This window comes from Collinsella aerofaciens ATCC 25986 (assembly GCF_964237925.1).
Classification (GTDB): domain Bacteria; phylum Actinomycetota; class Coriobacteriia; order Coriobacteriales; family Coriobacteriaceae; genus Collinsella; species Collinsella aerofaciens_BJ.
On record NZ_CAXSKI010000006.1, the window covers coordinates 64125 to 88967 of the forward strand.

Annotated in this window: 23 protein-coding genes and 2 tRNA genes; 22 read left to right on the forward strand and 3 right to left on the reverse strand. The window is 61.0% G+C overall.

All coding sequences use genetic code 11. The annotated features are described in order from the left end of the window. Positions 1-3: 3 nt before the first annotated feature. The 16 genes from ACESWY_RS04195 to ffh all read left to right on the forward strand — a co-directional run bounded on the left by ACESWY_RS04195 (position 4) and on the right by ffh (position 15268). Positions 4-78: transfer RNA gene (locus ACESWY_RS04195), tRNA-Asn, on the forward strand. A 33-nt stretch (positions 79-111) separates the two neighbouring features. Next, positions 112-186: transfer RNA gene (locus ACESWY_RS04200), tRNA-Asn, on the forward strand. 161 nt (positions 187-347) lie between these two features. Beyond that, positions 348-737, forward strand: a complete 390-nt coding sequence (locus tag ACESWY_RS04205; RefSeq protein WP_187361832.1) for an Asp23/Gls24 family envelope stress response protein — start codon at positions 348-350, stop codon at positions 735-737. Positions 738-764: 27 nt separating this feature from the next. After that, positions 765-2426: a DAK2 domain-containing protein gene (gene fakA / locus ACESWY_RS04210; RefSeq protein WP_161161449.1), complete on the forward strand. Its 1662-nt coding sequence runs from the start codon at positions 765-767 to the stop codon at positions 2424-2426. Between the two features lie 10 nt (positions 2427-2436). Then, positions 2437-4614, forward strand: a complete 2178-nt coding sequence (locus ACESWY_RS04215; RefSeq protein WP_195245811.1) for an ATP-dependent DNA helicase RecG — start codon at positions 2437-2439, stop codon at positions 4612-4614. Further along, on the forward strand, positions 4611-5261 hold the full coding sequence (gene rsmD, locus ACESWY_RS04220) for a 16S rRNA (guanine(966)-N(2))-methyltransferase RsmD (protein ID WP_138374827.1): 651 nt from the start codon (positions 4611-4613) through the stop codon (positions 5259-5261). The genes ACESWY_RS04215 and rsmD overlap by 4 nt, the downstream gene beginning before the upstream one ends. Beyond that, a complete protein-coding gene (gene coaD, locus ACESWY_RS04225) occupies positions 5254-5751 on the forward strand; it encodes a pantetheine-phosphate adenylyltransferase (protein WP_138374828.1) in 498 nt (165 codons plus the stop codon). The genes rsmD and coaD overlap by 8 nt, the downstream gene beginning before the upstream one ends. Positions 5752-5819: 68 nt before the next feature. Beyond that, positions 5820-6317: an ATP synthase subunit B family protein gene (locus tag ACESWY_RS04230; protein ID WP_138374829.1), complete on the forward strand. Its 498-nt coding sequence runs from the start codon at positions 5820-5822 to the stop codon at positions 6315-6317. Beyond that, entirely contained in the window at positions 6317-6871 is a 555-nt protein-coding gene (locus ACESWY_RS04235; RefSeq protein WP_138374830.1) for a YceD family protein, read from the forward strand. Before ACESWY_RS04230 ends, ACESWY_RS04235 begins: the two co-directional genes overlap by 1 nt. Before the next feature lie 64 nt (positions 6872-6935). Continuing rightward, on the forward strand, positions 6936-7115 hold the full coding sequence (gene rpmF, locus ACESWY_RS04240) for a 50S ribosomal protein L32 (RefSeq protein ID WP_022094017.1): 180 nt from the start codon (positions 6936-6938) through the stop codon (positions 7113-7115). Positions 7116-7202: 87 nt separating this feature from the next. Next, positions 7203-8222, forward strand: a complete 1020-nt coding sequence (gene plsX / locus ACESWY_RS04245) for a phosphate acyltransferase PlsX (protein ID WP_138374831.1) — start codon at positions 7203-7205, stop codon at positions 8220-8222. 124 nt (positions 8223-8346) lie between these two features. Then, positions 8347-8589 (forward strand): acyl carrier protein, encoded by a 243-nt coding sequence (locus ACESWY_RS04250; protein ID WP_055286398.1) that lies wholly within the window; start codon positions 8347-8349, stop codon positions 8587-8589. Between the two features lie 3 nt (positions 8590-8592). Next, positions 8593-9318, forward strand: a complete 726-nt coding sequence (gene rnc / locus ACESWY_RS04255; RefSeq protein WP_055286400.1) for a ribonuclease III — start codon at positions 8593-8595, stop codon at positions 9316-9318. A 10-nt stretch (positions 9319-9328) separates the two neighbouring features. Continuing rightward, positions 9329-12865, forward strand: a complete 3537-nt coding sequence (gene smc, locus ACESWY_RS04260; RefSeq protein ID WP_373093162.1) for a chromosome segregation protein SMC — start codon at positions 9329-9331, stop codon at positions 12863-12865. Next, positions 12865-13782 (forward strand): signal recognition particle-docking protein FtsY, encoded by a 918-nt coding sequence (gene ftsY / locus ACESWY_RS04265; protein ID WP_055286404.1) that lies wholly within the window; start codon positions 12865-12867, stop codon positions 13780-13782. The genes smc and ftsY overlap by 1 nt, the downstream gene beginning before the upstream one ends. A gap of 10 nt (positions 13783-13792) precedes the next feature. Next, positions 13793-15268, forward strand: coding sequence for a signal recognition particle protein (gene ffh, locus ACESWY_RS04270; protein ID WP_373093161.1), 1476 nt, complete (start codon positions 13793-13795; stop codon positions 15266-15268). 116 nt (positions 15269-15384) lie between these two features. On the opposite strand, the gene ACESWY_RS04275 is transcribed toward ffh, so the two are convergent. Beyond that, positions 15385-16149, reverse strand: coding sequence for a NifB/NifX family molybdenum-iron cluster-binding protein (locus ACESWY_RS04275; protein ID WP_373093160.1), 765 nt, complete (start codon positions 16147-16149; stop codon positions 15385-15387). Positions 16150-16315: 166 nt separating this feature from the next. Between ACESWY_RS04275 and thyA the strand changes: the two genes are divergently transcribed. The 4 genes from thyA (at position 16316) to ACESWY_RS04295 (ending at position 20194) form a co-directional block, all read left to right on the forward strand. Next, positions 16316-17164 carry a thymidylate synthase gene (thyA, locus tag ACESWY_RS04280; protein WP_117629294.1) on the forward strand — a complete coding sequence of 283 codons (849 nt, stop codon included), beginning with the start codon at positions 16316-16318 and terminating at the stop codon, positions 17162-17164. Positions 17165-17173: 9 nt separating this feature from the next. Next, positions 17174-17692, forward strand: a complete 519-nt coding sequence (locus tag ACESWY_RS04285; RefSeq protein ID WP_373093159.1) for a dihydrofolate reductase — start codon at positions 17174-17176, stop codon at positions 17690-17692. 109 nt (positions 17693-17801) lie between these two features. Further along, positions 17802-18716: a TrmH family RNA methyltransferase gene (locus tag ACESWY_RS04290; RefSeq protein ID WP_373093158.1), complete on the forward strand. Its 915-nt coding sequence runs from the start codon at positions 17802-17804 to the stop codon at positions 18714-18716. Positions 18717-18841: 125 nt separating this feature from the next. Next, positions 18842-20194, forward strand: a complete 1353-nt coding sequence (locus tag ACESWY_RS04295; protein WP_373093157.1) for an MATE family efflux transporter — start codon at positions 18842-18844, stop codon at positions 20192-20194. An 82-nt stretch (positions 20195-20276) separates the two neighbouring features. Here ACESWY_RS04295 and ACESWY_RS04300 read toward each other — a convergent pair whose 3' ends face one another. Continuing rightward, entirely contained in the window at positions 20277-20762 is a 486-nt protein-coding gene (locus tag ACESWY_RS04300) for a cob(I)yrinic acid a,c-diamide adenosyltransferase (RefSeq protein WP_161115831.1), read from the reverse strand. Positions 20763-20854: 92 nt separating this feature from the next. On the opposite strand from ACESWY_RS04300, the gene ftsH reads away from it, so the two are divergent. Both ftsH and ACESWY_RS04310 read left to right on the forward strand, forming a co-directional pair. Next, on the forward strand, positions 20855-22747 hold the full coding sequence (gene ftsH / locus ACESWY_RS04305) for an ATP-dependent zinc metalloprotease FtsH (RefSeq protein WP_368138542.1): 1893 nt from the start codon (positions 20855-20857) through the stop codon (positions 22745-22747). A gap of 76 nt (positions 22748-22823) precedes the next feature. Next, positions 22824-23279 (forward strand): 2-thiouracil desulfurase family protein, encoded by a 456-nt coding sequence (locus ACESWY_RS04310; protein WP_373093156.1) that lies wholly within the window; start codon positions 22824-22826, stop codon positions 23277-23279. 50 nt (positions 23280-23329) lie between these two features. Here the strand turns inward: ACESWY_RS04310 and ACESWY_RS04315 are convergent, their stop codons facing one another. After that, entirely contained in the window at positions 23330-24412 is a 1083-nt protein-coding gene (locus ACESWY_RS04315) for an iron-containing alcohol dehydrogenase family protein (protein ID WP_373093155.1), read from the reverse strand. Between the last annotated feature and the right edge of the window lie 431 nt (positions 24413-24843).

Consider the following 24843-nt stretch of genomic DNA (forward strand, 5'->3'; position numbering starts at 1 on the left):
TATTCCTCGGTAGCTCAATGGTAGAGCACGCGGCTGTTAACCGCGCTGTTGTAGGTTCGAGTCCTACCCGGGGAGCCAGAATTTTTCAGCCCTTTCTGTTGGGCTTTAAATTCCTCGGTAGCTCAATGGTAGAGCACGCGGCTGTTAACCGCGCTGTTGTAGGTTCGAGTCCTACCCGGGGAGCCAGGTTGTAAAACCCGTCGCTTATGCGGCGGGTTTTTTCATGCCGCGATCGCTGTTCGCGAACGTTACCGTATCAACATTTCGTGTCGAGGATGTAATCCCGAGGCCCGCCACCTCAACATGGCGCGGTCGTTGTAGAATATTCCAATGATTGCTCCCACGAGATGGTGCCGCGAGCACCAGATAAGGAGATTCTTGTGTCTGAGACCATTAACGGCAGCCTGAGCGTCTCGAACGACGTTATTGCCGATATTGCCGGTTATGCCGCGATGACGTGCTATGGCGTCGTCGGTATGGCCGAACAGCTCCAGGGCGCCGAGAGCGTGCGCCTGCTTGCCGGTCAGCGCCTCCGCAAGGGCGTGCTTGTCTCCGCCGACGAGAACGGCCTTACGGTCGATCTTCACGTCGTGCTCGAGAACGGCGTCAACATGAAGTCCGTCTGCCACAATCTTTCGAGCTCCGTTGCCTTTACCCTGCAGGAGATCGCCCAGATCGATCCCGCCAGCCTTAAGATCGGCATCCATATCGACGCGCTCAAGAGCCGTCTGAACTAGCATCCGAAAACGGAGATTCAAATACCCATGATTGCAAAGACCATTCGCACCTGTTTTCCGATCGCTGCGGCTGCCGTTTCCGACAAGGCCGAGGAGATCAACAAGCTCAACGTCTTCCCCGTACCCGACGGCGACACCGGCACCAACATGTCGCTCACGCTCGCCTCGGTGACCAAGGAGCTTTCCGCCCTTCCCGCCGATGCCGATATGGAGGCCATCGCCGGCGCCATCACCCACGGCTCCCTGATGGGTGCCCGCGGTAACTCCGGAGTCATCACCTCGCAGATTCTGCGCGGCGTGGCCGAGGGTCTTGTCTCTGCCGACGAGCCTATTACGTCCGCCAACATTGCCTTCGCCTTCCGTCGTGCCGTCAAGGTTGCCTTCCAGGCTGTCCGCAAGCCCATCGAGGGCACGATCCTCACGGTCCTGCGCGATGTCTCGACCAAGGCCGATGAGTGCGAGAAGAAGAAGTTCTCGGCCGAGGATGCGCTCGATGCTATCGTCGTCGAGGCGTACCAGTCCGTCGCCCGCACGCCCGACCTGCTGCCCGTTCTGAAGGAGAACGGCGTGGTCGACTCCGGCGCCTTTGGCTTCGCCATCTTCCTTGAGAACTTTGTGGCTGCAGCACTTGGCCGCAGCACCGTTGTCGAGGATTTCTCCGCCACGTTTGATTCCGCTGTCTCTGCCCGCGACGCGGCCCTTGGTCGCGTTGAGATCGAGGCCAACGACGATTGGGAGGGCTCGGAGTTCCGCTACTGCAACGAGTTCCTGTTTAAGGCCGACGCCCCGTTTGACGAGGACGAGTGCCTTAAGTTCCTGGGTTCCATGGGCGACTGCGAGCTTCTCGTGGGCGCCTATCCCGACTACAAGATCCATGTGCACTCCAACACCCCCAACCTGGTGCTCGAGCACATGCTGCAGCTCGGTCAGATCTATGAGGTCTTTATCCACAACATGGAGATGGAGGCCCACGACCGTACCGCCAAGATCCACGAGGATCAGGAAAAGGCCGCCGAGCCCGCCAAGGCGCTGGGCTTTGTCGCCGTTGCCGCCGGTTCGGGCGAGGCCGACATCCTCAAGTCCCTCGGCGTTGACGTGATCGTCTCGGGTGGCCAGACCATGAACCCCTCGACCGCCGATCTGCTGGGCGCCGTCGACCAGGTCAACGCGACCTCGGTCATCATCCTGCCCAACAACGGCAACATCCGCATGGCTGCCGAGGCCGCTGCCTCTGCCTGCACCGATAAGAAGGTCGCCGTCGTTCCCACCAAGACCGTTCCCCAGGCGTTCTCCGCGCTGTTCGCCGTCCTGCCCGATTCCGAGCTCGAGGACGCCGTCGCCGCCATGGTCGACGCCATCAGCGAGGTCCGCGATGGCGAGGTCACCCGCGCCGTGCGCGATTCCAGCGCCTCGGACGGCTCTCCGATTCACTCCGGTGACGTCATGGGCATCATCGCCGGTTCCATCGACGTGGTCGGCTCCGATGTGAAACAGGTCACCCTCGACTGCATCAACCGTATGCAGGAGGAAGAGGAAGGCGACGCGCTGACGATTCTGGCCGGCGAGGAGCTGTCCGACGAGGCCTTCCAGGAGATCGTCGACGCCATCGAGGAGGCTCAGCCCGACTTGGAGATTGATGCCCATCGTGGCGAGCAGCCGCTCTATCCCGTGATCTTCTCGATCGAGTAGGCATCTGAGCATGTCCGAGCTATGCTCCGTGCCGCGCGTCTCGGAGCGCTTTGCCCAGAGCAATGCGCTCGGCGAGGATATCGCGCGACTCAAATATGTTTCGGGTAAACGTGAGGAGGCCCTTCGCCGTCTGGGAATCCGGACGGTGGGGGACCTCCTTCTCCATATCCCGCATCGATATCTGGACTTTACCCGCTCATGGTCCATCGAGATGGCGCCCATCGGGACCGTGTGCACCATCGTTGCCACGGTCGACCGCATTGTTCAAAAGCAGCCTCGTCCGCGCATGCAGGTGACCGAGGTATCGCTCGTGGATGACACGGGTGTGCTGCAGGTCGCCTTTTTCCGCCAGCCCTGGATTGCCCAGCAGCTTAAGCGGGGTGACCGTCTGGCCGTGATGGGTAAGGTCGAGTTTGCCTACGGCTTTAAGCAGATGGCCTCGCCGCATTTTGAAAAGCTTGAGGATGGTCGTGCCGCGGGTACCATTTTGCCGGTCCACTACGTAAGTGATGGCGTAAGCCAGGCATGGATGCGTCGCATTGTGAGCGGTGCTCTTGAGCTCGTCGGCAATCCCTTTGATCCCATCCCGGCACCGCTGCGCGCAAAGCGCAAGCTCATGAGCAATGCCCGTGCGCTTCGTTCGATTCACTTTCCCTCGAGTATGGCCGAGCGCGACATTGCGCGCCGCCGTTTGGCCTATGAGGAATGCCTGTACCTGCAGCTCGCGCTTCGTCTGCGCAATGACGGCGGCTTGGTCGAGGTGGTTCCCTACGCCCACACCGCGGGTGAGCACCTTGTTGCTCTTAGGCAGGCCCTGCTGTTTTCGCTGAGCGACGAGCAGGAGGCCGCATTCCAGGATATTTTGCACGATATGTGCGATGATACGCGCGTCATGAACCGTCTGCTGCTGGGCGATGTCGGTACCGGCAAGACGGCCGTTGCCGCCTGTGCGTTGGCCGTAGCCGTCGATAGCGGCACCCAGGCCTGCGTCATGGCGCCTACGGGCGTGCTGGCTCGTCAGTATGCCGATAAGACCGGCCCTTTGCTCTCTCAGGCCGGCATGTCTTGGGCGCTCCTGACGGGCGCCACGCCGGCGGCGGAGCGCGAGCTCATCCATTCGCAGTTGGAATCGGGCGAGCTTGACGTGCTCTTTGGTACGCATGCCGTGCTTTCCGAAGACGTGAATTTTAAGCACTTGTCGCTCGTGGTCATCGACGAACAACACCGCTTTGGCGTGGGCCAGCGCAATGCCTTGCGCGCGAAGGGTCCCGGCGCGGACCTGCTCGTCATGACGGCGACGCCCATCCCGCGCACGCTGGCGCTCTCGGTCTACGGCGACCTGGACACGAGCATCATTCGCCATCGTCCCGTCCCGGGTGCCGGCGTGACGACGCGCGTCCTTACCGAGTCGAGCCGCGACCTGGCCTATGGTGCCATCCGTGAGGCACACGAGAAGGGCCAGCAGGCCTACGTGATCTGTCCGCTTGTGGAGCCGAGTGACTCGGCCGACGAGCTCGAGGATGTGCCCGGTATCGCCCGTGACGACGAGGGCCGCGTGACCGTCCCCGTGCCGCTGCACGATACGGCAACCGAGCTCGACCGCCTGCGCCTGGCGCTGCCGGGTCTTACTGTCGAGCGCCTCCACGGCCGCATGCGGGCGGGGGAGAAGGATCGCGTGATCGACGCCTTTAAACGCGGCGAGATTGACGTGCTCGTCTCGACCACCGTGGTCGAGGTGGGCGTCGACGTGCCCAATGCCACCGTGATGGTCATCGAGAACGGTGAGCGCTTTGGTTTGGCCGCCCTGCATCAGCTTCGTGGACGTGTGGGCCGTGGTACCGTGGCGGGCACATGCCTGGTCATGACGCACTCCAAGGGCAACGGCGGTACATCGGCGGCACAAGATCGCCTGCAGTCGCTCGAGAAGACCGCAGATGGCTTTACGCTTGCACAGATGGACCTGCGACTTCGCCACGAGGGCGAAATCTTGGGTTACCGTCAGCATGGTGGCGTGACCCTGCGTTTTGTCGACCTTGATGCCGATGAGGAGCTCATCGAGTGGGCGCATTTGGACGCGGTCGAGCTCTTGCGGTATGCTAGTAATCTTGACTCTGTGGCGACGCGTCCCCTGCGCGATGCGGTCGCCAAGCGATATCGACATATTTTTAAGGAGGTCAGCGGAGGATGAGAATCATCGGCGGTGAATGGCGCGGTCGCAAGATCGAAGAACCGCGCGGTCGCGATGTTACGCGTCCGACGACCGACCGCGTGCGCGAGGCGTGTGCATCCATGGTCCTATCGGCCTTCGGCTTTGATTTGGACGAGGTTCGCGTACTGGATGCCTTTGGCGGCTCCGGTGCCCTAGGCATCGAGATGCTCTCGCGGGGCGCCCGTTCGCTCACGACGTTCGAGATCGATCGCAATGCCGCGAGGCTCATAACCAAGAATATCGAGTCGCTCTGTCGCGATCGCGCGCGTTGGCGTGTGGTGACGGGCGATGTCCTTGCGAGCGCTTCGCGCGGCCGCGTGCCGGGCGGCCCCTTCGATCTGGTCTTGCTCGACCCGCCCTATGCTTTTGGTGCCAAGCCGGTCGATGAGCTGCTGCAGAACCTGGCCCAGCAGGGTCTGCTCACCCCGGGCGCCTATGCTCTGTTTGAGCATGCTGCCGCCGACGCGGGTGCACATCCTGCCGGCTTTGTAACCGTGCGTGAGAAACGCTATGGCATCACCTCGGTCGATCTGCTCCGTTGGGTCGGCGAGGGCGAGGATGACGACATCGCCACCGATGCCGATGACAGCGACGGCACGACGTTTCAGGAGGATGCCCATGAGTGACACCATTAACCGCGTCATCGTTCCGGGTACCTTCGATCCCATCACGTTTGGCCATATCGACGTCATCCGCCGCGCCCGCCGCATTTTTCCCAGTGTGATCGTGGCCGTTGCCGAGTCGCAGGGCAAAAACGGCGTGGGCACCACGTTTACGCTCGATGAACGCGTGGCGCTGGCCCGTGAGGCACTCGGTGATATCGATGGCGTCGAGGTCCTGCCCTTTACCGGACTGCTCGTCGACTTTGCTCGCGAGCAGGGTGCCGGTGCCGTGGTCAAGGGCCTACGCGCCATGACCGACTTTGAGTATGAGCTGCAGCAAGCCGACCTCAACTACCGCTTGGATAACGAGCTGGAGTCCATCTTTGTCATGAGTGCTCCGCAGTATGGCTACATCTCGAGCTCGGTTGTACGCCAGATCGCCTCGCTCGGTAGTGATGTTTCGACGTTTGTGCCGGCTAATGTGGTCGAGGCGCTTAAACATCGCTTTTCGTGACGTTTTTTATTGCCAGGTGGCATGTGGTAAACTAGCACGATGATATGTTACCTATGAAAGGAGACCGGATGCCGGGCGAGAATTTTCCTGGCGACAGGATCGTGAGCCTTGTCGACGAGCTCGAGGGGCTCATCCAAGAGGCTAAGACGCCGTTCGGCAAGAACGCCCAGATGAAGGTCATCGATGCCGACGTCTTCTTTAACATCCTCGATGAGATCCGCATGAGCTATCCCGAGGAATGGCAGAAGTCCCGCCGTATCCTCAAAGAGCGCGAGGAGCTTATGGCTTCCGCCGCCGCTCAGGCCGATTCCATCATCGCCGACGCTCAGCAGCAGGCCCTCACTATTGCCGGTGAGCAGGAAATTGTTCGCCTTGCGCAGCAGCAGGCCGACGATATCCGCGACCGTGCCCAGCAGTATGAGCGCGAGACGCGCTATGCTGCCGAGGATTACGCCGAGCAGGTCTTTACGCACCTGGAGGAGAACCTCAAGAGTCTGACCGGCACCGTCACCCGTTGCCGCCAGCAGCTCAATGAGGGCGCCGCCCAGCAGAATGGTCAGTGGTAATGGCTGAGTTCCCGAGCGTTACCGTCGATCTTTCCGAGCAGCTCGAGTTTCCCGGAGACTCGTATCCGCTGACCGGTAAGGTCGATGTCGCTGCCTACACGGTGGGCGAGAAAGAGTACCAGCTGCAGGACGGTATCGACTATGACGTGGTCTTTACCAATGCCGGCACCGGTGTTCTGCTTACCGGCATGGTTCGCGCGCACGCCACCGGCGAGTGCGACCGTTGCCTGGAGCCTGCCTCGTTTGACATTGCCGGCGAGATCGAGGAGTTCTATCTCTTCCATGAGCCCGAGGACCCCGAGGCCTACGAAGACGGCTATGAGCTCTTGGGCGAGGATCGCGTCGTCGATCTGGGCGAGCCCATCAACGACGCCGTTGTCATGGACACGCCGTTTGTTGTGCTCTGCAAGCCCGATTGCCGCGGTCTTTGTCCCGTTTGCGGCGCCAATCTCAACGTGGAGCAATGCGATTGTGCTGCCCAAGCCGAGGCCGAATGGGCCGAAGCCACGGAAAATCCATTTGCAGCATTGAAGAATCTCAAGCTTGACGAGTAAAACTGTGGTAGTATCGCTACTTGCGCGTAATCGCCACACTGGATAGTTCATAAGGAAGGTCACTATGCCCGTACCTAAACAAAAGCAGGGTCGTATCCGCACTCACACCCGCCGTTCCGCCAACATGAAGATCTCGGCTGCGGCTCAGTCCACGTGCCCCCGTTGCGGTGCTGTCAAGCTCCCGCACCACGTGTGCCCTAGCTGCGGTTTCTACAAGGACCGCGAGGTTATCGTTACCGAGTAACGGTATACTCTGGATACGATGCCGTTCCAACTGGAACCACAATGGCCGGCTCATTGAGTCGGCCATTTTTGTATAAGGAGCATGTATATGAGTAACGTTCGCGTTTGTGTAGACGTTGTGGGTGGAGACGAGAAGCCGCAGGTTGTCCTCGACGGTATTGAGGCTGCACTTGCCGCCGATCCCGATATCGAGGTCTTGGCAGCTGGTCCCGCCGAAATCGTCAATCCCTTTGCAGCTTCCCATGCACGTGTTGAGGCCCTTGAGGCGCCTGACGTTATCGCCATGGATGACGATCCCATTCGCGCCGTGATGACCAAGCGTAAGTCGTCGATCGTGCTTTCTTGCCGCGCCATTAAGAAGGGCAACGCGGATGCGTTCTTCTCCGCCGGCTCCACCGGTGCCATGACCGCCGCCGCCACCGCCTATGTGACGCCGTTTAGGTATCAGGCCGAAGGCAAGAAGCAGCCGGTGCGTCCCTGTCTGACCAATGCGCTGCCCAATCGCGCCGGCGGTCTGACGGTGCTGTGCGACATGGGTGCCAACCCCGATGTGGAGGTCGATGACATGGTGCGTTTTGCCCAGATGGGTAGCGCCTATGCCCGCGTCGTCCTGGGCATCGAGCATCCTCGCGTGGGCCTGCTTGCCAATGGCACCGAGGATGAGAAGGGCTCCAACTTTACCAAGGCCTGTTTCCCTGCTATGAAGGCCGCCGTTCCCGGCTTTGTTGGTAACTGCGAGGGCACCGACCTCACCTCAGGTAACTTCGATGTCGTCGTTGCCGATGGCATGTCGGGTAATATCGCTCTCAAAGCTACCGAGGGCGCTGCCAAGTTTTTGCTGCAGGAGCTCAAGGGCGCCTTTATGGCCTCGCTCGGCACCAAGATCGCCGCGCTGCTCATCAAAAAGCAGATGCGCGAGATTAAGGCCAAGCTCTCTGGCGACGCCAAGGGCGGCGCGATTCTTCTGGGCCTGCGCGGCGTGGTCCTGATCGGCCATGGCGCCACCTCGGTCGAGGCTGTCAAAAACGGTACGCTCGCGGCGGCCGAAGCCGTGCGCGCCGGGCTGGTCGAGAATGTCGCCAACTCTATGGACAGTATCGTTTTGTAAGAGCGAGTTAGAGCGCTGTTATGTGCTTCGCGGCGCACGTCGTGGGGTAGAATCAGAACCGTGTCTTGGTACCGCCCGGGCGGTACCATTCTTTTGGTATTCATGTACTATGAGAGGAAGCGCTATGGACCGCTCCGAAATCTTCGACAAGATCGCCGAGGTCGCTGCTGACGTTCTGGGCGTCGATGTTGCCGAAATTAGCGAGGAGACCACCTTTGACGACCTCGATGCCAACTCGCTCGAGCGCCTGCAGCTGGTTACGGCTATCGAGGACGAGTTCAACCTCGAGATCGATGACGAGACCCTGCTCTCGCTCAACTCTGTCGCCGACGCCGTCGACGCTATCGAAGCTGCCAAGGAGGCCTAAGTCTTGGCTTTATCCGAACGACTTACGCGCGCCCAGGAAATCCTGGGCCACGAGTTCAACAATAAGGTGCTGCTGCGCGCGGCCCTTACGCATCCCTCGGCAGTCGAGGGCCAGCCGGTTTCTGCCAGCTATGAGCGCCTTGAGTTCTTGGGCGATTCCATTTTGGGCGCTGTGGTCGCACGCTCCCTGTTTGAGTCCTATCCCGAGTTTGACGAGGGCAAGCTCACTCGCTTGAAGGTGTCGCTCGTCTCGGGCGCCACGCTATCCGAGGTTTCTCACGAGTTGGGCATCGACGACATCATTATCTTTGGTGCCTCCGAGACCGGTACCGGTGCGCGCGGCCTGCATTCGGCCCTCGAGAACGTCTATGAGTCGCTCGTGGGCGCGCTGTACCTGGATGCCGGCTGGGACGTTGCGGCGGAGTTCATTCACCGTACGCTTAAGCCGCATTTGGCTTCCGAGCGTGCCGAGCATCCTGCGAACCCCAAGTCGTTTTTGCAGGAGTGCGTGCAAGCCGACGGTCACGAGCCCCCGGCGTACAAGCTCGTTGGCTCCGAGGGCCCGGCGCATGCGCCCACCTTTACCGCTGTGGTTTTGATCGATGGTATTCGCCAGGGTCGCGGCTCCGGCTCCTCAAAGAAGGAAGCCGAGGGAGCTGCCGCGCTTGAAGCGCTCGACCGCATGGGTTACACCACCAACGGCGTGATTCTGAACAAGAAGCACGTGTAAGCGAGGAACCGTGTATCTCAAGTCCCTTACGCTCAAGGGGTTCAAGTCGTTTGCCGACCGCGCCCATATGACGTTTGAGCCGGGCCTGACCGTCATCGTCGGTCCAAACGGCTCGGGAAAATCGAACATCTCTGACTCGATTCTGTGGGTCCTGGGCGAGCAGAGCGCCAAGCAGCTGCGCGGCCAGGCCATGGAGGATGTCATCTTCTCGGGCTCGTCGGCGCGCAAGCCGGTGGGTGTCGCCGAGGTCACGCTGGTGCTCGATAACTCGGACCATATGTTGCCCGTCGACTTTGACGAGGTCGCCATCACCCGTCGCATGTATCGCTCGGGCGAAAGCGAGTACCTCATCAACTCGAGTCCGTGCCGCCTGATGGACATTCAGGACATCCTGCACGATTCGGGCCTGGGCAAGGATACGCATTCCATCATCAGCCAGGGCAAGCTCGACGCCATTTTGCAGAGCCGCCCCGAGGAGCGTCGCGCCCTCATCGAGGAGGCCGCCGGCATTTCCAAGCACAAGCGCCGCAAGGAGCGAGCGCTCAAAAAGATTAAGTCGATGGACGAGCACCTGATGCGTGCCCGCGACATCAATAAGGAAATCGCCCGTCAGCTGCGACCGCTGGAGCGTCAGGTCGATCGCGCGCGCAAGTACAAAGAGCTGTCCTCGCGCGCGAACGAGCTTACGCAGATGCTGGCTGTCGATGAGCTTCGTTCGCTGCAGTCGCAGTGGAACGACCTGGAGAGCCGCTCCAAGGAAGGTGCTGCCGAGCTGGAGCTTGCGCAGTACCGCCTGGGTGAGAAAGAGCGCGAGCTCGAGAAGCTCCAGGTTATGCTTGAGGAAAAGGGCCTGTTTGTGGGCGACTTGGGCGAGCAGCGCCGCCATATGCAAGATGTGGTCGGCCGTATTAACTCCGACATGCGCCTGCTCGAGGAAAAGGGTCACAACATGGTGTCGCGCCTGTCTGACATGCGCGGGCAGATTTCGAGCTCCGAGCATCAGCGTCGTCGCGTGGTCGAGGAGCTCGAGGACGCGCGTGCGCAGCTTGAGGAAGTGACCGGCGCGCACATGCAGGCCCAGGAGGACGTTGACGCCGCTGGTCCTGCCGCCGCAGAGCTCCACGAGCGGCGCGTGGCGCTCGACAATCAGATTTCGCAGCTTACGCGTGAGCAACGCGATGTGCAGCGCGTGGCCGACAACGCCGCGCTCGAGCTCGCCAAGGTGAAGGACTCGCTGAGCAATGCCGAGGTCGAGGACAACATGTATGCCTCGCGCCTGGAGCAGATCGACGAGCAGCTCGAGGAGGTCATGGCTTCGCTCGAGAGCCGTCGCGACCGCGCCGAGGAGCTTGAGGGCGCTCTTGAGGAAGCGCGCCAGGCTCAGGTCGATGCGCGTGAGGCCACCGAGACGGCACGCGCGGCCCTGAAGGACCTGCGTGCCCGTGAGAGCGAGGCACGCAACAAGTTATCCGAGGTGCGCTCGGAGCTTGCCAGCCAAAAGAAACTCGATGCCCGCATGGCCGACAGCTCGCCGCTCGTGAGCCGTCTGGTGGGTGCGCTGGGCGACGATGTCTTGGGTCGTCTGGGCGACGTGCTGGAGGCCCCGCGCGAGCTTGAGGGCCTGGTTGAGCAATTGCTCGCCGGCGATATCGATGCGCTGCTGTTTGATGACGCCGCCACGCTTGAGCGTGCCGGTCGTGCGGCTCTGGACCAAAAGAAGGCCTCGGGCGAGGCACTGCTGGTGGCGCGCGGCGTGAGCGGCTCTACCGCCGCTGAGGGCGCCTCCGGTACCCGTCTGGTTGATCGTCTGTCCGTGCGCGCAGGCTACGGTCCCGTCGTCGAGGCGCTGCTCGGCGGCTATTACGTCGTTGACGATCTTGCTGCCGCGCTGTCGGCGCCGGTCGTTGAAGGCGTGACTTACGTGACCCCCGATGGCGCCCGCGTCGCCTGCGGCGGCCTGGTGCGCGTGGGGCTTGATGCCGGCGAGGCTTTGGGTGCCTTGGAGCGCAAGCGCCGCATCCGTGAGCTCGAGGGCCTGGAACCCGATCTGGCTGCCATCTTTGAGCATGCTTCGGACCAAGTCGTCGAGGCCAACGTTGCCGTCGAGGAGGCCCGTGCCGCCGAGGGCGATGCCGCCGGTGAGATCGCCCGTCTTGAGGGCGAGCGCCGCTCGCTGCTCTCCGAGATCGGCCGCTTGGAGCAAAGCGCCAACAATGCCGAGGTCGAGCGCGTGCGCATCTCCAAGCGCCGCGAGCAGGCTGCCGAGGCCGTTCGTGCCGCGCGCCCGCGCGTTGACGAGCTCACCCGTTCGCGTGACGAGGCGCGTGCACAGGCAAGCGACCTGGGTCTCCAGATTGCCGAGGCCAACGATGAGCTCGATCGCGTTCGCCGTGACGATTCCGAGGCCGCCGGTAAGCTCGCCGATGCCAAGGTGCGCCTGGCCCAGACGAGCGAGCGCCTGCGTTCGCTGAAGGGCCGCGTGCCCGACCTTGAGCATCGTCTTGAGGGCATCGACCGTCGTATCCGCGGAACACGCCAGGCTTCGCGCTCGCTCGAGCTGCTGCGCCTGCGCGTCGACCCCATGCACGAACGCTATTCTGCCCTGTTGGAACGCGCGTCGGATTGGGCAGCGCGCCTGCGTGACCAGGCCTCTCTGGAGGAGGCGGACTCCGCTTCGCTCAAGAAGACCATCGAGGATGCCAAGGCAGAGGTTGCCCGCGCTAAGGAGCGAGTCGATACCGCCTCCGCCGCGCAAAACGAGTTCAAGGTCGCGCGTGGCAAGCTCGAGGTGCAGGTCGAGGCTGCCATCAAGGCCATTACCGCCGATGGCACGACGGTGCTCGAGGAAGCGCTCATGCTTCCGGCGCCCACGGACCGCGATGCCGCCGAGCGCGAACTCAACCAGCTTGTGCGCCAGATCAACAACCTTGGTCCCGTTAACCAAGTTGCCATGGAGGAGTACGAGCAGCTCAAGCGCCGCGCCGACTACATCGAGGAACAGCTGGCCGATCTGGAGAGCGCGCGCAAGGCGCTCACCAAGATCACGGTGGCCATTGATCGCAAGATGCGGAAGGCCTTCCTGGTGACGTTTGAGAAGGTCGACGCGAACTTCCGCGAGATCTTCGCTATGCTCTTCCCGGGCGGCCAGGCTCATCTGGAGATGACCGATCCCGAGCATCCTGCCGAGACGGGTATCGAGGTCGTGGCGCAGCCGCGCGGCAAGCGCATCACCAAGATGATGCTCATGTCGGGCGGCGAGAAGAGTCTGACGGCGCTCGCCCTGCTTTTTGCCGTGTACCGCACACGTACGGTTCCGTTCTATGTGCTGGACGAGGTCGAGGCGGCGCTTGATGACGCTAACCTGTCCAAGCTCATCGGAGCCCTCGATGTGCTGCGTTCCGATACGCAGCTCTTGGTTATCTCGCATCAGCGCCGTACTATGGAGGACGCTGACGTCCTCTATGGCGTCTCGATGCAAGCCGACGGCGTCAGTCGCGTCGTCTCGCAAAAACTCGATCGCGAAACCGGAAAGGTCGTGAATGCATAATGGGATTCTTCGATGCTCTCTCGCGCGGACTTGAGCGCAGCCGCGAGGCCCTCAACGAGGTCTTCTACTTTGGCGGTGAGGTCGACGAGGATTTTTGGGAGGACCTGGAGGACACCCTCGTAATGGGTGACATGGGCGCCGAGGTCGCTATCAAGGTCTCCGATGACCTGCGCGATGCCGCGGCCAAGAAGAACCTCAAGACCGCTCCGCAGCTTCGCCGCGCCCTGGCCGAGCAGCTTGAGCAGCACTTTGTGCCCATCGAGCGAGATCCGTTCTCCGATACGCCGAGCTGCGTGCTGTTTGTGGGCATTAACGGTGCCGGCAAGACCACGACGGTCGGTAAGATCGCGAGCGCCATGGCTGCCCGCGGCAAGAACGTGGTGATCGGTTCGGCCGACACCTTCCGCGCCGCCGCCATCGAGCAGCTTGATGTGTGGGGCCAGCGCGCTGGCGTCCCCGTCATCAAGCGCGACCGCGGCTCCGACCCGGCAAGTGTTTGCTACGACGTGCTCGACGAGGCCGACAAGCGCGGCAGCGACCTGGTGCTTATCGATACCGCCGGCCGTCTACACACGAGCCCTGAGCTCATGCGCGAGCTTGCCAAGGTGGTCAATGTGACCCGTAAGCGCGCCGCCAATATGGCCGCCGGTCCCATGCCGGTTTCGGTCGTGCTTGTGATCGACGCCGCGACGGGCCAAAACGGTCTGAACCAGGCGCTCGAGTTTAACGAGGCGCTGGGCCTGGACGGTATTATCATGACTAAGCTCGACGGCACGGCTAAGGGCGGCATCGCCATGGCCGTGGCCGAGAAGCTCAAGCTCCCGATCCTGCGCATCGGCGTGGGCGAGCAGGTCGATGACCTGCAGGAGTTCAATGCCAAAGATTTCTGCCGCGCCCTGGTGGGCGAGTCCAATTAAGGAGTGACTAGTGTTTGATTCCCTGAGCGATCGCCTCAACGACACATTTGACCGCCTGCGCGGCAAGGGCAAGCTGACCGAGGCCGATATTACTTCGGCCATGCGCGATATTCGCATGGCGCTGCTCGAGGCCGACGTTAACTTTAAGGTTGTCAAGGAGTTCGTCGCCAAGACTAAGGAGCGCTGCATGACCGCAGAGGTCATGGAGTCGCTCTCTCCGGCGCAAAACGTCGTCAAGATCGTGCTCGACGAGCTTACCGAGATGCTCGGCTCCACCGAGAGCAAGCTCGTCTTTAGCAACCGTATTCCCAATGTCATCATGCTCGTGGGCCTGCAGGGCTCCGGTAAGACCACGGCTGCCGTAAAGCTGGCCTACCTGCTCAAGAAGCAGGGTCGCTCGCCGTTGCTCGCCGCGTGCGACGTCTACCGTCCCGCCGCTGCCGACCAGCTGGCCACGCTCGGTGGCGAGATCGGCGTGCCAGTCTTCCGCGGTGACGGCGCGCACCCGGTCGACATTGCCAAGGGTGCCATCCAGGAGGCCGTCGACCACCTGCGCGATGTGGTCATCGTCGATACCGCCGGTCGTCTGCAGATCGACGAGCAGATGATGCAGGAGGCCGTGGATATCAAGAAGGCTGTCAAGCCCGATCAGGTGCTGATGGTCGTCGATGCCATGACCGGCCAGGATATCGTCAACGTCGTCTCGACCTTCGCCGAGCGCACCGACTTTGACGGCGTGATCATCTCCAAGCTCGATGGCGACGCTCGTGGCGGCGGCGCGCTTTCCGTGCGCCAGGTGACCGGCAAGCCCATCAAGTTCGTGAGCATGGGCGAGAAACCCGATTCGCTTGAGCCGTTCTACCCCGATCGTATGGCCAAGCGCATTCTGGGTATGGGCGACGTTGTCGGAATTATCGAGAAGGCCCAGGAGGCCGCCGATGCCGAGCAGCTCGAGGCCGCCGAGCGCATGCTGCGCGAGGGCTTCACCATGAATGACATGCTCGACCAGATGAAGGCCGTCAAGAAGATGGGCGGCATGAAGGGCATCCTGGGCATGCTCCCCGGCGGCCAGCGTGCGCTCAACCAGATGGGCGGCAACCTGGACGAGGGCATCTTCGACAAGAACGAGGCCATCATCATGTCGATGACCAAGGAGGAGCGTCTGCGTCCTTCCATCATTAACGGCCAGCGCCGTGCCCGCATTGCCAAGGGCGCCGGCGTGACTCCCACCGAGGTCAATAGCCTTATGAAGCAGTGGGGCGAGATGAACAAGATGATGGGCCGCATGCGCACGATGGCCAATCAGGCTCAGGCCGGCGGCAAGAAGGGCAAAAAGGGCAAGAAGGGCAAGAAGATGCGCATGCCCAATATCCCTGGCCTGGACGCTATGGGTCTGGGCGGCATGGGCGGCCTGGGTACGGGCGGCCTCAAGTCCGATATGGACCTGCTGCGCCAGATGGAAGCGCAGATGCGCAATAAGAAATAACGACTGGTTGAGTCGTGTATGGCGAAGGCCGCCTGGATCGTATTCCAGGCGGCCTTCGCCGTTCGTTCGCAGGTTGTCGCACGCGCGGAAGCGTGTTGACGTTGAGATGCTTGCCGTTAGTGGCAGCCGCAGCCCTCGTGGCCCTCGTGCTCGTGATGGCCGTGGCAACCACAGGATTCGCCGTGCTCATGGGCGTGCTCGTGGTCATGGCCATGGCAGTCGCAGGTGGCCTCGTCGTTCTGTGCGAGCGTGCCGGCAATGAGGGCCTCGACGCAGGCATCGCAGCTGCCCTGGGCGCCCGCATAGACCGTGATGCCGGCTTGGGCAAGCGCGTTGATAGCGCCGCCGCCGATACCGCCGCAAATGAGCGTGTCAACGCCACCGTTGGCAAGCAGGCCCGCCAAGGCGCCGTGGCCGGTGCCACCGGTGCCTACGACCTGCTCGTTGAGCACCTTGCCATCCTGGATGTCGTAGATCTTGAACTGCTCGCTGCGGCCAAAGTGCATAAAGATGTTGCCGTTGTCGTACGTCGTTGCCACCCTCATGGTGCCGACCTCCTTTGCTGGCCATGCGGCCGTCGTCGTGGCGATGGGGGAGTACGCGATATTGCCGCCCGCGATGACGAGCGCTCGTCCGTTGACCAGCGCTTCGGCCACCTTGCGATGCGCGCGGCTGCAGATTGCCGCCACCGTGGCGCGGGCAATGCCCATGCACTGGGCGACTTCCTCCTGATTGAGGCCTTCCAGGTCGCATAGGCGCAGGACCTCGAGCTCGTCGACCGTCATGTCGATGGCATCTCCGCTGGCAAGGCCGTCGGGGGTAAAACCGCGATATTCGGGGATGATCCCTACGCGGCGTAGTTTCTCGCGTCTTCCTGCCATACACCCTCCAAATCTGACATATGTCAACAATAAGATAGCGCGCGAGCTGAACCGTGCAAGGCATTTTTGGCATATGTCAGAAAATGAGGGCTTATTTTTGGGCTGTGGGGCCGCGTGCGCCTGGGCTACAATGAATTTCGCTTATAGGCGACTGACAGGAGGGTCAATGAGCAAGGCTGATCAACAGTTTGTAACCATGTGCCGCGATATCTTGGACCATGGCACCACCACCGAGGGCCAAAAGGTCCGACCGGTGTGGGAGGACGGCACCCCTGCCTATACCATTAAAAACTTTGGCGTTACGGCTCGCTACGACCTGCGTGAGGAGTTCCCCGCGCTCACACTGCGTCGCACGGCGCTTAAGTCTGCCATGGACGAGATCTTGTGGATCTATCAAAAGAAGTCAAATAACGTCCATGACCTTAACAGCCATATTTGGGACGAGTGGGCCGACGAGACTGGCTCCATCGGCAAGGCCTACGGGTACCAGATTGGGCAGAAAAGCCATTATGCCGAGGGTGACTTTGACCAGATGGACCGCGTGCTGTACGACCTTAAGAACACGCCGTACAGCCGTCGCATTATGACCAACACCTACGTGTTTAGCGACCTGTCCGAGATGCACCTGTATCCGTGCGCCTACAGCGTGACCTATAACGTGACCCAGCGCCCGCAGGACGATAAGCCCACACTCAACATGATTCTCAACCAGCGCAGCCAAGATATTTTGGCCGCCAACAACTGGAATGTGTGCCAGTACGCCATCTTGCTGATGATGGTCGCGCAGTCGGTCGATATGATTCCCGGCGAGCTGCTGCATGTGATTGCCGATGCCCACATTTACGACCGTCATGTCGATATCGTCCGTGAACTTATCGAGCGTCCGCAGTTTGCGGCGCCTAAGGTAACACTTAACCCCGATGTGCACGATTTCTATGCGTTTACGACCGACGACCTGATCGTCGAGGGCTATGAGCACGGCCCGCAGGTCAAGAACATTCCCATTGCGGTGTAGGTGGCGCTCATGACGTGTAAGCTTTCTGCCATTGTCGCCGTGTGTGACGATTGGGGCATTGGGTGCGAGGGCGACATGGTGGTGTCCAATCGCGCCGACATGCGCCATTTTGTGGCCTGCACCAAGGGTTGCCCGGTCATCATGGGGCGCAAGACGCTACTGAGTTTTCCCGGCGGGCGCCCGCTCAAGAACCGCCGCAATATCGTGCTTACCCGCGACGAGGATTTTGCGGTCGAGGGCGTTGACGTGGTACATAGCGTTGACGAAGCGCTCGCCACGGTAGCCGATGAACCCGTTGCGTGGGTGATCGGCGGCGGCGAGGTCTATCGGCAGTTTTTGCCGTATTGCGCCGAGGCCGAGGTCACGCACAACCACTGTGTCCATCCCGTGGATACGCATTTTCCCAATTTGGATGCCGATTCTACTTGGGAAGTTGCGCGGCGCGAAGGAGTTGCCACGATTGCCTCGGGCGAGGGCGATGAGGGTGTCGATTATGAGTTCGTGACGTATCGTCGCGTTGAGGCGTAAATCTCCTATTTGCCCACGGTATTATCGGGTTGGAATGAGGAAGGGGCGGCGCCTGGCGTCGCCTCGTTTGATATAGATGTTGCTGTAAGAAGGGTACGGGCTTGCTGTTATGACTGATGCCGTTGAGGTGCTGCGAATTGACTCGCTTACGGATGAGCGGCTCGACGCCTACGTGCGACTGACCGAACGCGAGCTACGCTGCGTGCTTGAGCCGCAAAAGGGCATCTTTATCGCAGAGAGTGCCAAGGTTATCGAGCGCGCGGTGCGTGCCGGATATGAGCCGGTGAGCTTTCTTTTGGGCGAACGCTGGCTCGACCAGATGATGCCGCTGTTTGAGCGCCTGGTTGTGCGCGAGGACGCCGGCCCTGTTCCTGTGTTCGTTGCCTCCATGGAGCTCATGGAGAAATTGACGGGCTTTAACGTGACGCGCGGTGCGCTCGCGGCGTTTCGTCGCCCGCGGCAGATTCCAGTCGATGAGTTCTTGGGCGGCGTCGTCGAGGCGGCGGGGGAGCGTCCGGTGCGTGTGTGCGTGCTCGAGGGCATTGTCGACCACACCAACGTCGGCGCGATTTTCCGCTCGGCCGCCGCGCTCAATGTCGACGGCATTCTGGTGAGCCCTACGTGCTGTGACCCGCTGTACCGTCGCTCGGCCCGCGTGAGCATGGGGACCGTGTTTCAAGTGCCGTGGACGCGTATTGGCAGTGAGGCGCGCGTGTGGCCGCATGACGGCCTGGCGGCGCTGCACGATGCCGGTTTTTCGTGTGCCGCCATGGCGTTGACGGACGATTCAGTGTCGTTGGATGATCCCGCGCTCCAGGAGATTGACCGCCTGGCAATCTTTATGGGCACCGAGGGTGCCGGCCTGGGCGCCAAGACCATCGCGGGCTGCGACCGGGCCGTGCGCATTCCGATGGCGCACGGGGTCGATTCGCTCAACGTGGCCGCGGCGAGTGCCGTCGCCTTTTGGCAGCTGTGCCCGCATGTGAGCAATGAGTATCACTACCAGCCGGGTTTGTATCACTAGGCAGATAGTTCGCACCGGGCTCTGACTCGGGGTGTTTCGGTCGACGCCGGTCGGTGCTAAGCTGCTATTGGTTTTGGCCTTAAATTGCCGTTTTGTTGTTTGACGTATGCTGGTGGGGAGGGCGTGTGGCTAAGAAATCTACGGCTATCGATGTAACGCAGGGTGTTATTTGGCAGCAGCTGCTTTCGCTGTGCGTTCCCATCTTTTTTAGTTCGTTTTTTCAACAGGCCTACACGCTTATCGGTACCTATATCGTCGGCCAGTTTGGCGGCAAGCTTGCACTGGGTGGCATTCAGGCCACGATGGTGCTCACCGAGCTCTGCATTGGCTTTTGCGTTGGCGTCGGCGCCGGCTGCGCGGTCATTACCGGTCAGTATTTTGGCCAGCACGATGATGAGCGACTGAGTCGTTCGGTCCATACGGCCATGACCCTCGCGCTGGTGGGCGGTATCGTTTTCTCGATTCTTGGCATAGTGTTCGTTGAGCCCATGCTGGTGCTTATGAACACACCGCATGAATTATTGGCCGAGGGCGTGGCCTATGCTCGTTGCTATTTTGCCGCTATGGTTGCGGCGCTGCTGCTCAATATGGGAACAGCACTGCTGCGCGCCGTGGGCGACACGCGCGGACCTGCTGTGATCATCGCTTCCGGCTGCCTCGTTAATGCGGTGCTGGATGTCATCTTCGTTGCCGTGCTTCATATGGAGGCTCTGGGCTGCGGCATCGCGGTGGCGCTGACCATTTGCTCCAACGCCACGATGATCGTGATTCGCATGATGCACGCACCGGGTGCGTGGCGGCTTTCGCTGTCCAAACTCGGCATTGATCCTGGCATTTGTAAGAGCATGATCTCGTGTGGTCTGCCGCTTGGTTTTCAGTCTGCTGCGTATTCGATTTCCAACGTTTTGATTCAGGTGTCGGTCAACTCGTTTGGCGCCGATGTCACCACGGCGTGGGGTCTTTCGGGCCGCTTAGATGGCATTGTCTGGATGGTTACCGAGGCGCTTGGCGTTTCGATCACCACGTTCTCGGCACAGAACTTTGGAGCGCGCAACTACGAGCGCATGCGCAAGGGCTACCATACTTCGCTCGTGCTGTCGTTTATGCTCATTGGTGGCCTGTCTGCCGTGCTGCTGGTGTTCTCGGGTCCGTTGTCGCGTCTGTTTGTCGACGATGCTTCGATTTCGGCGTATACCACGACGATCCTTCATTTTATCGCGCCGTTCTACGCGATCTACTCGATTATCGAAAACGCGTCGGGCTCCATTCGCGGTGCCGGTGTGAGCTTGCAGCCCATGCTGCTCACGATTTTTGGCACCGTCGTGCTCAGGGTGATCTGGGTGTTTGCGATCATGCCGTTTGATCCGTCGCTTGAGCACCTGCTATTGGTTTACCCCGTAACCTGGCTCATCACGGCCACGATGTTTACCATCTACCACCACAGCGGCAACTGGCTCGGCCGCGCCACCGCCAAATGATCCGTATGAGACGGAGGAAAACGGATCATTGCTTTCCGTCGTGATGTCGATGATCCGTTTTCCTCCGTCCCCTTCGGATCAATTAGTATTCGATGCCTTGGCGGGCTAGGAGGCCTTCGTCGAAGTAGTGTTTGACGGGGCGCATTTCGGTGACTAGGTCGGCGAGGTCCGCGAGAGGCAGCAGCCCGCGGCCGGTGAGCACGAGCTCCGTGGTGGCAGGCTTCAGCGCGATCAGCCCCTCCACATCCTCGCGCGTCACGAATCCGCGGCGCATCGCTTCGCCGAGTTCGTCCAAAATCAGAACGTCGACCTGTGATATCTGCTCGCGTGCGAGCTCCATGATCTGCTCGGCGCAGGCCTCGGGTGTGTCGCGATCGGCCTGTACAATGCGCAGTCCCAGGCGCGGCGCGGCGTCGTGCTCGGCGCAGTGCAGCTTCTTGGCAAACTGCAGCATGAGTACGTCGAGCCCATAACCTTTGGCGCGCATCGCCAATCCCAGCGCAGCCGTGGTTTTGCCCTTGCCGTCGCCCGTATAGATCTGAACCTTGCCGACTTCAAGTGATGCCATCTCTGTCCTTTCGTGCCCGGCGTCGGTTTATCGCCGTCCGGGTTGGGTATTCTAGTTAGCATTATCAACCCCAGTAGATGGAGTTCAAGCAGATGGAGATGGATGACAACAAACGTAGACGGAATATGATCCTCTACGTGCTCATCGCCTTCGTCGTCTACCTCGTGCTCTCGACCGTTCTGTTCCCCAACATCGGTCACACGCAGCAGATTACGAAGACCGATTACTCGACGTTTGTCAAAGCGCTCGATAAGAAGAGCGTTGACAAGGTTGAGTACAACACGGACGATTACACGATTTATTACACCAAGAAGGGCGAGGACGAGAACATCGCCTACAAGACGACCGGTGTGCCGAATGATGCGGGCTTTACCGATCGCGTGCTTGAATCTGGCGCCTCGCTTGAGTCGGTCGTTCCCGATAAGAACTCGGGTCTGATGACCTACTACCTGCTCACCCTCATTCTTCCCATGGCGATTTTCTTCCTCATCGGCTGGTGGCTCAACCGCCGTATGAAGAAGGCCATGGGCGATGACGGTCCGTCGATGAACTTTGGCGGTGGTGGCTTTGGCGGCGGCGGACTGGGTAAGTCCGGCGCTCGCGTTATCGCCTCCAAAGATGTGGGCGTGACCTTTAAGGATGTTGCAGGCCAGGAAGAGGCCAAGGAATCCCTTAAGGAGGTCGTCGACTTTCTGGAGAAGCCGCAGCGCTACGAGGAGATCGGCGCCAAGCTGCCGCGCGGTGCCCTCCTTGTCGGCCCTCCGGGTACCGGTAAAACCTTGCTTGCCAAGGCTGTTGCCGGCGAGGCGGGCGTTCCGTTCTTTAGCATTTCGGGCTCTGAGTTCGTCGAGATGTTTGTCGGCCGCGGCGCCGCTAAGGTTCGCGATCTGTTTAAGCAGGCCAAGGAAAAGGCCCCGTGCATCGTGTTTATCGACGAGATCGACACGATCGGCAAGAAGCGCGATGGCGGCGGCTTTAGCGGCAACGACGAGCGCGAGCAAACGCTCAACCAGTTGCTGACCGAGATGGACGGCTTTGATAACCACAAGGGCATCGTCGTCCTCGCCGCTACCAACCGCCCCGACAGCCTTGACCCGGCCTTGCTGCGCCCCGGTCGTTTTGACCGCCGCATCCCCGTCGAGCTGCCCGACCTGACCGGCCGTAAGAACATCCTCGAGCTGCATGCGAAGAGCGTGAAGACGCAGCCACCGATCGACCTGTCCGCGATTGCCCGCGCCACGCCCGGCGCCTCGGGCGCCGACCTGGCCAACATCATCAACGAGGGCGCCCTACGTGCCGTCCGCGAGGGGCGCAAGCGTGCCACGCAGGACGATTTTGAGGAGTCGGTGGAGGTCGTTATCGCCGGACAGCAGCGTAAGTCCACGGTGCTGTCCGACCACGAGAAGCAGGTCGTTTCCTACCACGAGATCGGCCATGCTATCGTCGCCGCCCGCCAGAAGGGGTCTGCGCCGGTCACCAAGATTACCATCGTGCCGCGCACGAGCGGCGCTCTGGGCTATACCATGCAGGTTGAGGAGGATGAGCGCTTCCTGACCACACGCCAGGAGGTCCTGGACAAGCTCGCCGTCTACTGCGGCGGACGTGCCGCCGAGGAGCTCATCTTTGGTGAGATGACGACCGGCGCCGCCAACGATATCGAGCAGGCTACCAAGCTCGCCCGCAACATGGTGACGCGCTTTGGTATGTCCGATGAGTTTGGCATGATGGCGCTCGGTACCGTGCAGAATGCGTATCTCAACCAGGACACGTCGCTCACCTGCGCCCCCGGTACGGCCGAGCGCGTGGACGCAATTGTCGCCAAGCTGATCGAGGACGCGCACGACCGCGCTCTGCAGATCCTGAAGGAGAACAAGTTCAAGCTCCACGAGCTGGCTCGTTATCTGTACAAGAAGGAGACGATCACGGGCGAGGAGTTTATGAATCTCCTCACGCGCGAGAATCCGCTGATGCCGAAGCAGCAGTAATACTGGTTGCGCAGTCTCAATCGCCCCATTTGAGTGTCCATCTCAAATGGGGCGTTTTGCGTAGGGAGAGTTGTATATGAAGATCGTGGTAAGTGCCTGCTTGATGGGCGAGAGCTGCAAGTATAACGGGCTCGACAACTATCATCGAGAGTTGGTCGAGGCCTGCGAGCGCACGGGGACCGAGGTCCTCTTGGTGTGTCCTGAGGTCTTTGGGGGTCTTCCCACGCCGCGCAAGCCGTCCGAGATTGTGAACGGCGAGGTTCGTACCTGCGAGGGCATCTCGGTTGATCGCGAATTTCGCCTGGGTGCCCAACGTGCGCTCGATATGTGCGAGCAGGCGGGCGGACCGGAAGAGATAGTCGCGTGCATCCTTCAGGACCGCAGCCCCTCGTGCGGTGCGGGTCACATCTACGACGGCACCTTTAGCGGTACGCTCACCGCGGGCAACGGCGTTTTCGTTGATCTGTTGCTGCGTCACGGCTACCGCGTCATTCCGGCGAGTGAGTTCGACCCCAGCATACTGGAGCAATAAAAAACCACCACAAAGGTGCCTGTCCCCTTTGTGGTGGTTTTGGGCTAGACCTAGAGGGTGTGGCCGTAGGCGTTGGCGGCCTTGATGGCGGCGGCGAACTTCTCGTCGGTGAAGGGCTCCGGGTTGCCTTGCTTCCACTCGTTGGTGGCGTGCGCGTACTCGCACAGGGCCGGGATATCGGACTCGGAAAGCCCGACCTGCTCAAGTGTCACGGGCAGCCCCATCTGCTTGTTAAAGGCAGCATAGCGCTCAAGGTTCTCGGTGTCGCCCGTATAGGCAAACAGCACGAGTACGCCCAGGCTCACGACCTCGCCGTGCAGGTAAGTGCCCTCACGCGGAATGCTGCAGGTTGCGTTGTAGAACGCGTGCGCCACGCTCGAGTTGTAGTAGTAATCGTTCTGGTTGGTCAGGTTGGAGACGTAGCCCGTGTTGACCACGATGTCGAGCGCGATCTGCTTGACGGCCTCGCTCGACAGATTCTGACGCACATCCTCAAGACCCTGCACGCCGTAGGTAAACAGCGGTTCGGAGCAGGTGTGGGCGAGTGCCAGGCCAAGACCGGCGGTGTGCTCCAAGTTGCCGGCGCTCGTGGCGTACTCGACCTCGGGCTGTTTGGACAGGGCATCGCCCACGCCGGCCCAGAAGTACTCCGCTGGCGCCTCGGCGATGATCTTGGGATTGATGAAGATGTGCGCGGGGCGGTTGGGGTACGAATAGCCCTCGAGCGAGCCGTCGTCATTGTAGACAACGGCAATGGCGGTAGCGGCGGAGCAGTTGGAGCAGATCGTCGGCACCGTAAAGACGATCTTCTTGAGCTCGATGGCCGCCGTCTTCACGGTATCGAGCGCCTTGCCGCCGCCACAGGCAATGAGCACGTCGGCTTCCTGGCAGGCAGGGGAGTTCACGACCTTGGCGATATTGGCACGCGTACTGTTGGTACCGTAAACGCGCGTCTCCAGAATCTCGACGTCGGTACCTGCCAGCGCAGCTTCGATACCGGGAAGCGCTGCGGCCAGTGCCCGCTTGCCACCGATGATCGCGACCTTTGTCGCGCCGTACTCCGCCAGTGCGGCGGGCAGCTCGTCAAAGCAATCCTCGCCAACGGTGTAGTCGCTCATTCCAATCGTGCGCATAGCAACCTTCTTTCGTTCGATAAAGTGCTTTCAGGTATTTTGCTCCAAGAGAAGGTCCACAGCCGCGAGAAATTTCGAACGTATAAAACCAGTGTTGAGGGTTTTTCGTCGGCGCGGAACGTGCTAGCATACTCCGCATAAGCGTTGATGGGGACGAGTAGTCGGCCGTCCGCATGCCACAGAGAGCGGGGAGCGCTGAGAACCCGTGCATGCGACCGATGAAAATCACCCCGGAGCTGCGATCCCAACGGACGTGCCGCGCAGGTTCGTCTTAGTAGACATCGCCGAGATGGCCGTCGATACAGGCCAGCCGAGTAACGGATGCGAGCGCGCGAATACGCGGGCGAGGGCATCTAAGCTGGGTGGTTAAGCGAAGAGCTTTTACGGGCAGACTGCCTGTTTTATGGCGCTTCGTCCCAGCTTGTAGGGAC